The sequence below is a fragment of the Aestuariibius violaceus genome, from assembly GCF_040779325.2.
Lineage (GTDB): Bacteria > Pseudomonadota > Alphaproteobacteria > Rhodobacterales > Rhodobacteraceae > Aestuariibius > Aestuariibius violaceus.
This window is the reverse complement of record NZ_JBFONT020000012.1, coordinates 17,468-26,774: the sequence shown is the minus strand read 5'-3', so window position 1 is coordinate 26,774 and position 9,307 is coordinate 17,468. Positions and strand designations below refer to the sequence as shown.

13 protein-coding genes are annotated in these 9,307 nt (G+C 55.1%); 7 read left to right on the top strand and 6 right to left on the bottom strand.

All coding sequences use genetic code 11. The features are described from left to right. Position 1: 1 nt before the first annotated feature. Both AADZ90_RS20455 and AADZ90_RS20450 read left to right on the top strand, forming a co-directional pair. Positions 2 to 694 carry a LysR substrate-binding domain-containing protein gene (locus tag AADZ90_RS20455; protein WP_367312488.1) on the top strand — a complete coding sequence of 231 codons (693 nt, stop codon included), beginning with the start codon at positions 2 to 4 and terminating at the stop codon, positions 692 to 694. Positions 695 to 811: 117 nt separating this feature from the next. Next, a complete protein-coding gene (locus AADZ90_RS20450) occupies positions 812 to 1,300 on the top strand; it encodes a GNAT family N-acetyltransferase (RefSeq protein ID WP_411997124.1) in 489 nt (162 codons plus the stop codon). Between the two features lie 140 nt (positions 1,301 to 1,440). On the opposite strand, the gene AADZ90_RS20445 is transcribed toward AADZ90_RS20450, so the two are convergent. The 3 genes from AADZ90_RS20445 to AADZ90_RS20435 all read right to left on the bottom strand — a co-directional run bounded on the left by AADZ90_RS20445 (position 1,441) and on the right by AADZ90_RS20435 (position 4,256). Beyond that, positions 1,441 to 1,953: a GIY-YIG nuclease family protein gene (locus AADZ90_RS20445; protein ID WP_367312455.1), complete on the bottom strand. Its 513-nt coding sequence runs from the start codon at positions 1,951 to 1,953 to the stop codon at positions 1,441 to 1,443. 139 nt (positions 1,954 to 2,092) lie between these two features. After that, positions 2,093 to 2,866: a DUF3800 domain-containing protein gene (locus AADZ90_RS20440; RefSeq protein WP_367312456.1), complete on the bottom strand. Its 774-nt coding sequence runs from the start codon at positions 2,864 to 2,866 to the stop codon at positions 2,093 to 2,095. Between the two features lie 316 nt (positions 2,867 to 3,182). Continuing rightward, entirely contained in the window at positions 3,183 to 4,256 is a 1,074-nt protein-coding gene (locus AADZ90_RS20435; protein ID WP_411997123.1) for a GlxA family transcriptional regulator, read from the bottom strand. Positions 4,257 to 4,261: 5 nt separating this feature from the next. Here AADZ90_RS20435 and AADZ90_RS20430 point away from each other — a divergent pair, with 5 nt between their 5' ends. The 3 genes from AADZ90_RS20430 to AADZ90_RS20420 are packed head-to-tail and all read left to right on the top strand — an operon-like array spanning position 4,262 to position 5,363. Beyond that, the gene (locus AADZ90_RS20430) at positions 4,262 to 4,630 is read left to right on the top strand and encodes a RidA family protein (protein ID WP_367312458.1); all 369 of its coding nucleotides are present in this window, start codon (positions 4,262 to 4,264) and stop codon (positions 4,628 to 4,630) included. Beyond that, positions 4,627 to 5,229, top strand: coding sequence for an LOG family protein (locus AADZ90_RS20425; protein ID WP_367312459.1), 603 nt, complete (start codon positions 4,627 to 4,629; stop codon positions 5,227 to 5,229). The genes AADZ90_RS20430 and AADZ90_RS20425 overlap by 4 nt, the downstream gene beginning before the upstream one ends. Then, complete coding sequence (locus AADZ90_RS20420) at positions 5,229 to 5,363, top strand: hypothetical protein (RefSeq protein ID WP_367312460.1); 135 nt, start codon at positions 5,229 to 5,231, stop codon at positions 5,361 to 5,363. The genes AADZ90_RS20425 and AADZ90_RS20420 overlap by 1 nt, the downstream gene beginning before the upstream one ends. A 68-nt stretch (positions 5,364 to 5,431) precedes the next feature. Here the strand turns inward: AADZ90_RS20420 and AADZ90_RS20415 are convergent, their stop codons facing one another. Then, a complete protein-coding gene (locus AADZ90_RS20415) occupies positions 5,432 to 5,929 on the bottom strand; it encodes a DUF2938 domain-containing protein (RefSeq protein WP_367312461.1) in 498 nt (165 codons plus the stop codon). A gap of 73 nt (positions 5,930 to 6,002) precedes the next feature. Between AADZ90_RS20415 and AADZ90_RS20410 the strand changes: the two genes are divergently transcribed. Together AADZ90_RS20410 and AADZ90_RS20405 are read left to right on the top strand one after the other, a co-directional pair. Next, positions 6,003 to 6,416 carry a helix-turn-helix domain-containing protein gene (locus AADZ90_RS20410; protein WP_367312462.1) on the top strand — a complete coding sequence of 138 codons (414 nt, stop codon included), beginning with the start codon at positions 6,003 to 6,005 and terminating at the stop codon, positions 6,414 to 6,416. Positions 6,417 to 6,567: 151 nt separating this feature from the next. Then, the gene (locus AADZ90_RS20405; RefSeq protein ID WP_367312463.1) at positions 6,568 to 7,464 is read left to right on the top strand and encodes an NAD-dependent epimerase/dehydratase family protein; all 897 of its coding nucleotides are present in this window, start codon (positions 6,568 to 6,570) and stop codon (positions 7,462 to 7,464) included. 166 nt (positions 7,465 to 7,630) lie between these two features. Here the strand turns inward: AADZ90_RS20405 and AADZ90_RS20400 are convergent, their stop codons facing one another. Together AADZ90_RS20400 and AADZ90_RS20395 are read right to left on the bottom strand one after the other, a co-directional pair. Beyond that, positions 7,631 to 8,263 carry a tyrosine-type recombinase/integrase gene (locus AADZ90_RS20400; RefSeq protein ID WP_367312464.1) on the bottom strand — a complete coding sequence of 211 codons (633 nt, stop codon included), beginning with the start codon at positions 8,261 to 8,263 and terminating at the stop codon, positions 7,631 to 7,633. Between the two features lie 476 nt (positions 8,264 to 8,739). Next, positions 8,740 to 9,231 (bottom strand): TSUP family transporter, encoded by a 492-nt coding sequence (locus tag AADZ90_RS20395; RefSeq protein WP_367312465.1) that lies wholly within the window; start codon positions 9,229 to 9,231, stop codon positions 8,740 to 8,742. Between the last annotated feature and the right edge of the window lie 76 nt (positions 9,232 to 9,307).

Sequence of the window (9,307 nt, the reverse complement as noted above, 5' to 3'; positions counted from 1 at the left end):
GTTGCACGACCGGACCCACAACTTGTTCGCTGAAATTGATGCGGCTTTGACAGCCACCCGCAGCGCGGCAGGAACCACATCAGGGCAGTTGCGCATCACTCTCCCCTACCGCGCCTGGCAATTGATCATCGCCCCCCGGCTTGCGGGCTTCAGGGACACCTACCCCGAGATCGAACTGGACTTGTCCGTTGATGAAGAACTGACAGACATCGTTGCGGGAGGGTTTCATGCTGGTATCAGGCTGGGAGACTATCTGGCGGACGAAATGATCGCAGTCGCGCTCACCGCGCCGCAGGCCGCGACATACGTCGCGGCCGGGGATTACCTCGCCCGGCGGGGCACGCCCCAAACCCCGGCAGACCTACTGCATCACGACTGCATCCGATACCGTCAGATCAGCACAGGGCGGATCGCGCCTTGGCGGTTCGTTGTGGACGGAGCCGATACAGAGGTGGAAGTGACCGGCAATCTGGTCTTCAACGATCTGAGATCGGTCGTGGATGCGGCCAGTCGAGGGCTCGGGATCGGGTGGTCGCTTCGTGCAGGCGTAGCGGGACAGATCGAATCCGGGGATCTGGTCGAAGTCCTGGCCGATCACACACCGGATCGGCCGCGCTTCTATTTGTACTATCCAAAGCAGCTGAAAAGCTTGAATCGATTGCGGGCCTTTATCGACCACTTTGCGATTGGCTGAAAATTGCCTCACACGCCCGGCGGTGACAATAACGTTCGAGTTTTGGCACATCCTGCACGGCGGGAAGGTCTGTGACGAGCCCACACCTACCGTGAAGCGATGTGCTAAAGTGTCGGAATGACAACCGCCAGAGAATACGATTTCCGCAAAGTGACGATGGACGATATGCCCATGCTGTTGGAATGGCAGGCGCAGCCACATGTCCGCGAATGGTGGGATTCAGACGAACAGTATGACCAGGAAGAGCTAGACGATCCTCGTGTGTCGCGTTGGATCGTCTTGGTTGATGGAAGTCCATTTGCCTTCATGCAGGATTACTCCGTCCACGGGTGGGAAGAGCATCACTTCGCACATCTTCCAAAGGGCACGCGGGGGATCGATCAGTACATCGGCGATCCCGCGATGATCGGAGTTGGGCATGGGACGGCTTTCATCGGCGCAAGAATGGGCGTTCTCTATGACAGCGGTGCGCCGGTGATCGCGACCGACCCTCACCCTGACAATGAACGGGCGATTGCAGTTTACAGCAAGCTGGGATTCGAACCGTCAGGGCAGCCTCAAGAAACGCAATGGGGGCGCATACTGCCGATGCTGGCAAGGCCTTAATCTCGAAGGCGCGAACGACCGCTTCGTCCCCCCAGTCCCGACCTTCAACTGCCCACGAATTTCGCTCCAGCAGCGAATGGCGGTTATGCGGGTTGCAGGCGCAGAAAGAGTGATCGGTCTCGAGTGACCGGTTTGGGCCGTCAGGCATCAAGTCGCTTCAGGTAGGTTTCCTGCTCTTCGTACTCTATCTGTGTCCACTCGTCGGCGTCTTGAAATGATGGATAAGCGGTATTTCGCTTCGGTCCGATCGATCGAATGAGTAAGGCTTCGAGATCGCCGATTGTGGTGTTGGTATCGTCCGTCAAATCTTCTGAAGGCTTATCTAATTCTAAGATACCGGTTTTCGGATTCGGCCCGCCTATAGGATGAAAACCGAACCAAGAGAAACGATCCCACCTATCAGCCAAATGGTCATCCAAGTGATCCTTGAGGCGTTTCCCAAGACCTTGAGCTCTTGTCAGACCGACGTAAGAAGGACCGTATTCGTCATAAAGGATATAAATTCCCTGCTGAAATCGGAAGTCAGCAATCTGAATGGTGCCTCGATTAGCACCTTTCCTGCCTAGAAGGCGAAAACTGTTTCTATACCCTTTTCCAGGATTCCAGTCGATCTCGCTTTGCCTCCAAAACAACCCGAAGCTCGTGACTTTCATGAAACTAACTCTCCCTCGAAGCACAGACCACTAAGGTGAGGGGTACCAGCAACTCCAAACATGTGTCAAAACCGGCGTCCGCTTTGGTGAAGCTGCATTGCAGCAACGCTGATCATCGCAGACGGCGACTTTGGGCCGCCTAATGGATGCACCCCAGATAATTTTCCCCAAATCGCCCCATGGCTGCGGCAGCGATCTCTTCACTGACACTTTCGTCTATAAATAGTCCCCAACGATAGACATCGACGTTTGCCAGATCGAAATCATCCTTTGGGTTTGGTTTGTTTTGGCTCAGGAAGCCATAACGTATTCCAGCCCACATCTCAAAACCAAGCTCAATCTCCATGCCATGATAGACGCTGTCTCTGGGCTCGTCGACGATAATCATCTTCGTGATGTGCCCCAGTGTTTCCAGTAACATCGTGCTGCATGTATGGGCGACAATGTCGGCAAGCTGAATGCCAAGCAGAGTTCGCGAGTCCTGTTCGAAATGGAACTCGCAGTCAGCGAGCGCGCCATCATCTCTTGCCAACTCGGCGGCAGCATTGGTCGAGTGAAATAACCCTTCATCGAAGAAGATTTGATGCCGCTTCCCGGCAAGTTCGGGATGGTCAAGCGCATTGCCTAGAAGCTTCAGAGCCGCTGGTCCCAGCTTCTTGTCACCATTAACGACGCAGACGGCTATTCTGCAGCGTCTGCCAATGTTGGCTTTCAAAGCACTCCGTAGCTCTTGGAGTCTGTGATTTCCTTTCATTTTTGCCGAGGATTTGAACTCGAACGAAGACGGATCAAACCCGTATTTCAAGTATGTCGACCTCATTTCTTCTGTTGGATCGTCACTACAAATGACGAACGCGGCTAGAGAGAAGCCAAAGCAATGGTGTTTGCTGTCATCCAGATACAAATAGGCCATGCGTAGAAGGTAGTGGACGGCGGCCGTGGCGGGAAGTGCTGGAAACTACGTAACCCACCCCCTCTGCCAAGCCTCCTTGTCCTGGACATTTGAGCATGGGCGGGCAATGTCTGCTCTGACGGGCACTCGGTGAGTTCGCCTATCCCGCGATTTTGCTGGTGCAGCGAATGACCGGAAAGCGGGCTGCAACTGCAGCATCAAAGCACAGCGGGGAGAGTCCGCTCTGGGCCGGCCTACCCATACTGCGCTACCGGAACGGGGAACTTTCTGCGAGTGATCTAACGGCGGCAAAGAGCTCAAAATTATTAATACTGCGCTATGCGCGAATGTTGGCTTTGCCAAAGCGGTCTCGATACTGCGTCGGCAGCACGCCGAGCCTTCTGACGAAGCTTCGTCGCATCTTCTGCTCAGTTGTGAACCCTGACAGATAAGCAATCTCCTTGATTGGCTTAATGCTTCCCTCCAAATATGAACGCGCGAGCGCAAGACGACGTTCTTCGACGAATTGGGAGGGCGTCTTGCCAAACTCATGCATGAAATCGCGATGCATTGTGCGTTCTGTAGTTCCGGCAAGTTTTGCCATCCTTTTCACGCCCCATGGCGCAGTCGGGTCTTGTTCGATGTGACTGTATAGCTCGCCCAAGCGCTTGCTGGATGCCGCCTGCGCTTTGAGAGGCGCGGAGTATTGCGACTGCCCGCCTTGCCGCTTCATGAAGACGACCATTTCACGGGCGACACTGAGTGCGACACGCCGTCCATGATCTGCCTCTACAAGCGAAAGGGCGAGATCAATACCTGCCGTCACTCCCGCCGAACAGTGAAACTTGCCATCATGTGTGAAAATCTCGTCCAGATGCCACTCAACTTTCGGAAACTGCTGAAGAGCGAGGTCGACACGCTCCCAGTGCGTCGTGGCCTTTCTGTTATCCAAGAGCCCGGCGGACGCAGTAAGTAGACTGCCTGAGCAGATCGAAACGAAGCGCTCCACGTCCTGTTCAATCTCGGTCAGGAATTCCCGCAATGATGCATCGAATAGTCGCTGGTCAACGCCGGGGCCACCGGGAACAACGAAGATATCCGCCCCATGACGTCCGGCAAACGAAGCCTGCGCGGTGAGCGACAATCCGGTATCCGTCCGAATGTCATTGCCGTCTTCTGTGACGATGGAAATCGCATATGCCGTTCGACCCAAGATCTTGTTCGTGGATGCGAACACTTGAGCCGGGCCTGCAACATCCATGAGGAGAACATCGTTGAAGCCCAGGATCAGGACGGATTGAAGGCGCTTTGTCTGATTTTGAAGGTTTTCGGTCATTTCCGACATCAGCCATGGCGCGTAGCTTGTGTCAACCGAAAGCCGCAAAGCGAGAAAGCCATATGTCACGAACATTTATCATGGACGTTCCCGGTGTCCCTGCATCGCCGTCCCCAATCTCTAACGCAGTGGTCGTGGGCAACACGTGCCATATCTCGGGTCAGTTGGCCATTTATGAAGATGGTTATCGGCCAGGCAGCCCGAAACAAGAGGCGGATCGCGCCTTTGATCTGGTGTTCAAGACTGCGGAAGCTGCAGGCTTTAATTTCGACGAAATTGTCTATGTCGATATCGCATTTGCCGACCTTGAACGCGACCTGCCGGAGGTGAATGAAGTCTGCCGGGCGCGGTTTTTGCAGTTCCCGGCAAGGACCATCTATCAGGCAGCAAAATTGCCCTTCGGCGCAAAGATCAAGATACAGGCAATCGCCATGAAAGACGCTTCATGATGGCGGGTGGGCCTCTCTTTCAGAACAAGAGTATTGCTGTGTTCTGCGGTTCAGCGTCCGGGAAGCACTATGATTATCAATCCGGTGCCTTCGACACGGGCCACGCGCTGGCAAGCGACGGTCACAGGATCGTATACGGTGGCGGACATGTAGGGGTTATGGGGGCATTGGCGGACGGGTGCATTGACGCTGGCGGACACATCACCGGTGTTATGCCACGCGCGCTTGTCGATCGCGAAATCGCTCACAAGGGTCTGAGCGAGTTGCGCATCGTAGCGGACATGCATGAACGCAAGGCGGAAATGGCAGATCGGGCGGATGCATTCGTTGTTCTACCCGGCGGCAGCGGCACATTGGAGGAGTTCTTTGAGCAATGGACATGGGGCCAGATCGGCTATCACGAAAAGCCTATCGGCTTGCTGAACCTGAACGGCTACTTTGATCCGCTCCTCGCCATGCTCGATCAAATGGTTCATTGCGGCTTCCTTTCAGAGCCTCACCGGGAAATGCTTTTCGATGGTTCAGATATCAGCACGCTTCTGAAGGATTTTGCATGTTACAATCACCCTCCCGTCAAAGGTTACAAGAGCAATAGGTAATGGAGGTAAATAGCCACACCGCCGAAATGGTCGAAGCCGCCGTCAGCAAGCGGGCGCTTGTGCGCTGTGGTGTGATCCAGGTCGTGGCGGTTCAAGGTGACTTTTCGGCGGGCAACCTGAAGGCCACCCACTGATAGGCCCGGCGCTTCGCGCGGACCTGCATTACATCCCCGGAGTTTGCTAAATGGAGCGTTGGGCAGTGTTATGGCATCAGTTGAGACCACACTGACCCCGCACAATAGATTCCGATGCCAAAGGACAGATGCGCAAGCAGGCTCCGTTGCCTTGCAACCCATGGCGATGGGACCTTCGAAGCAGCGACGCCAAATCCAAATGCAGGCTGCATGATGAAAAACGGAGCGGAGAGGCTCAGCAGACTTATCACAAGCGGATTCAACAAATTCGGGGCGATGTACCAGTCAGCTCCCATCAGGGCGAGCATCAGGAAAACAAAGTAGATGCCGATACCGTAGTGGACCAGCCAACCAATGGCTCGTTCATGGCGTTGTGGAGGCGATTGTAAAATAGTGTTGTGAAAGAATTGACCCCTCGATAGGCCAATGATCCACCTTCCAACCAGGGCGTAGTTCAAGCTCGGTATCTTAAGCAATCGCCATTGGAGCCACGCAATGGCATCCATGAACGCCGTCGCACCGATGCCGATGACAACCACAGCAACTGCCACATCTACCGTATTCACATCACATCCCTATTTCTTGCGCCAAACGGCGACGGAACATACATTGCCACTTCAAGTCGACTTGAGGTCAAGTATGAAAACCATCGATATTGTTGAACTTTCCCATCGAACCGGACTGCCCGCATCAACCCTTCGGTACTACGAGGAACGGTCCTTGATCAGCTCGATAGGGCGCAAAGGTCTTCGGCGGTTGTTCGACGCGACTGTCTTCCAGCGCCTTGCGCTCGTAGCACTTGGGCGGTCGGCGGGTTTTTCCCTGTCAGAGATTGAAGCATTTTTCTCATCTGATGGTTCAGCCTCCATCGACCGTAAATTGCTGCATGAGAAAGCTGCGGAGATTGATCACCAAATACAGATGCTGCAACAAGTCCGAGATGGGCTGCTTCATGTCGCAGAATGCCCAGAACCAAGCCACTTGGAGTGTTCCAGATTTCAAAAAATGATGCATATCGCCGCAAAGAAGCAAGCGCGCGCGGCGAAGCGTTGACCATTTTACACGTGTTCTAATAGCCGTTGCCATCCCATTCTGACCGATGCCGCGGTGAGTACAAAAGTCTCCCTTGGCGACATAGGTGCTTGACCTCAACCTTGGTTGAGGTTGTAGCCATGCGTTTTGCATGCGGCTGGGAGGTTGATTGATGCAGGTATTTGTCTTGGGTGGCACGGGAACGATTGGAACTGCTGTTGTGGCGGAACTGGTGCGCCGAAACCACAAGGTCTTGGCTTTGAGCCGTTCGGCAAGGTCTGACGAACTGCTTATCTCTGCTGGGGCGAAACCGTTCAGAGGCGATCTTTCCGACCCAGAACACTGGGCGGATGTGGCTATCTCATCCGATGCGATCATACAGGCTGCAGCGACGTTTGATGAAGATATGGGAGATGTGGACGCCAAGGCTATGAAAGCCGTGATTCATGCATCTGAAACACGGACCGAACCGACGCGGCTGATCTATACTGGGGGATGCTGGCTCTACGGTGAAACCGGCGACTACATAGCGGCGGAAGACCGACCATTTGACCCGCTGCCTTTGTTCTCTTGGATGGTGACACACGCCCAAGCGCTACTAGACGCGCCTAAGCTGCGCACGGCGGTCGTCCATCCGGCAATGGTCTATGACATGCGTGATGGTGGGGTATTCGATCGCTTTTTGTCAGCCGCAAAGGCTGGGCAATGCATTGAAATCTGGGGGAGTGCGGCCACGCGCTGGCCCCTGATCGAGAGCCGTGATCTGGCCCGAGGCTATTGCGACCTTTTAGAACGCTCTGACCTTGTAGGATATTTCAATGCGGCTGCCGAAGTAGGTGTCGCCGTAGGCAGGGTCGCTTCGGTTATCTCCAAAGCCTATGGGTCTCCAACAGAAATTATCACCCGTACGGTTGATGAGGCCGTGAAGGAGCACGGTGCGTGGGCGAAAGGCCCAACTCTCGATCAACAAATGTCGGCGCGGAAGTTGCAGTCAGCTGTTGGCTGGCGACCGCAAGTCACTGACTTCGCCGAAGCAACCTCCCGGTGGATAGCGGACCTTCAGTCCTAATTGGTGTAAGGCAGTTTTGTTTGAGGTTTGTGGCTGCTGTTACCGACATCGAGGCACGCAAATTCTCGCGTGCGCAGCGAATGACCGGTGTAGTGAAGCCGCAATACAGCGCTTGATGCTGGGATGAAGGTCCGCATTGGGCCGCTTTTTTGGCGGCCCCGCAGTTCTAGATTTCAATGGCTTCCGCGATAGCTAATGCATCCTCAAGTTCGACGCCCAGATACCTGACCGTGCTATCCATCTTGGTATGACCAAGCAGAAGCTGAACGGCTCTGAGATTTCCCGTCTTCTTGTAGATTTGCGTAACCTTGGTACGTCGCATTGAATGGGTTCCGTATGCCGTCGCTTCTAGGCCGATCGATGTGACCCAATCGCGAACGATCCGCGCGTACTGGCGGGTCGAGATGTGCAGGCGCTCATGGAAGCGGCCTGGCCAAAGATACTCTGAACCGACCATGAGCTCATCTTCCATCCACTTCTCGACAGACGCTCTTGTTCCTTCGGATATCTCGAAGCGTACAGGTTTCTGTGTCTTGCTCTGCAGGACCGATGCTCGTTCCTTGATTTGACCGGACGCCATGACATCGACAACTTTCATCCTAACGAGATCACAACCTCGCAGCTTGCTGTCGATGGCCATATTGAACAACGCGAGGTCGCGATGGTTCTCGGCCAATTCAAGTCGGACGCGGATTGCCCAAACATGCTTTGGCTTCAGTGGTCGCTTCTGACCGACAATGCGTCCCTTGTTCCAGGCTGGGCGAAGCGCACGAATTGCAGGTAAGTTTGGTGTTTCCATAACTGATCCTCCGATCCGCCATTCCCTCCCAAAACGACAACCCGACGTTGACCAAAGCAACATATCACAGGATGCTGCAAGCGCTCCTGTGGCAGCTTGGAGGCCTTTTTACCGAATGCTGCAAGGCGTACGAATATCGGCTTGCGGAAGCTACAGCTCCAACTCATCGGTGACCGGGTCGTGCCAGGCTTTGGAGGCCGTTTCGTTAAAGACCGTTTTCGAACACTCGTAAGTCAAAGAGTCCGCGCCAAAAGCGCTACTGCCGAAACCGTCGCAAGGCCGAGTGCCCAGGGACGAATAGCTCCGCGCTCAAACCGTGTCGCCAAAGGTCGGGACACCCATAGGGCCAGCGGCACCAGTGGTGCGAGCGATGCCGCGAACGCAAGTTGTGGAAGCGACAGAACGCCCGCGATGGAAAGGGCGATAATCGCAACCAGCGTGCCAAACCCGTAGAACGCGTTCTGGGTTGCCGCCGCTCAGCGCGTTTCGACATTTGCATAGAGGATCGCCATGGGTGGCGCGCCAATACCCGTCAGAGTGCCCATAACGCCTCCGACGCCACCGGCAACGAACAGCGATCCTCCCGATATTGGCACGGTCAGACCGAGAACGGTGAGTGCGACCGCGAAGAGAACGGCGAAGCCGACGATGATGGCCAATGCATCCGTGCCGACAACGGCAGCGGCAATGTAGGCAGCAATGCTCGCACCTAGGATGCGACCCGCGAAGCCTGGCGGCAGATCTCGCCATTGCACCGCATCACGGGCATTCAGAAGCGAGCCTGCGCCGATAAGGAAACCGACGAGCACGACGGTTCCAGGCAGCCATTCCGGGGCCACCAGCGCCATAACCGGGGCCGCAAACATCCCGTAGCCCGCACCTGACAAACGCTGAACCACCGTTCCGAGAAAGACCGTGACAGCGCACACTAACCACGGGGTGAGCTCGGGCAGGAGTGTAGCTGGCATATCTGGAAACTCTTCTTTCTTTCTGGGCCTGTGGTGCGGTTTGATCAGCGCAAGCCTTGATTCAAACAGTACGAAG

Bases quoted from the DNA above. Each gene is read 5' to 3' on its own strand.
- AADZ90_RS20450 (WP_411997124.1), top strand. From the start codon at position 812: ATGACAACCGCCAGAGAATACGATTTCCGCAAAGTGACGATGGACGAT.
- AADZ90_RS20445 (WP_367312455.1), bottom strand. From the start codon at position 1,953: ATGAAAGTCACGAGCTTCGGGTTGTTTTGGAGGCAAAGCGAGATCGAC.
- AADZ90_RS20440 (WP_367312456.1), bottom strand. From the start codon at position 2,866: ATGGCCTATTTGTATCTGGATGACAGCAAACACCATTGCTTTGGCTTC.
- AADZ90_RS20435 (WP_411997123.1), bottom strand. From the start codon at position 4,256: ATGTTCGTGACATATGGCTTTCTCGCTTTGCGGCTTTCGGTTGACACA.
- AADZ90_RS20430 (WP_367312458.1), top strand. From the start codon at position 4,262: ATGGACGTTCCCGGTGTCCCTGCATCGCCGTCCCCAATCTCTAACGCA.
- AADZ90_RS20425 (WP_367312459.1), top strand. From the start codon at position 4,627: ATGATGGCGGGTGGGCCTCTCTTTCAGAACAAGAGTATTGCTGTGTTC.
- AADZ90_RS20420 (WP_367312460.1), top strand. From the start codon at position 5,229: ATGGAGGTAAATAGCCACACCGCCGAAATGGTCGAAGCCGCCGTCAGC.
- AADZ90_RS20410 (WP_367312462.1), top strand. From the start codon at position 6,003: ATGAAAACCATCGATATTGTTGAACTTTCCCATCGAACCGGACTGCCC.
- AADZ90_RS20405 (WP_367312463.1), top strand. From the start codon at position 6,568: ATGCAGGTATTTGTCTTGGGTGGCACGGGAACGATTGGAACTGCTGTT.
- AADZ90_RS20400 (WP_367312464.1), bottom strand. From the start codon at position 8,263: ATGGAAACACCAAACTTACCTGCAATTCGTGCGCTTCGCCCAGCCTGG.
- AADZ90_RS20395 (WP_367312465.1), bottom strand. From the start codon at position 9,231: ATGCCAGCTACACTCCTGCCCGAGCTCACCCCGTGGTTAGTGTGCGCT.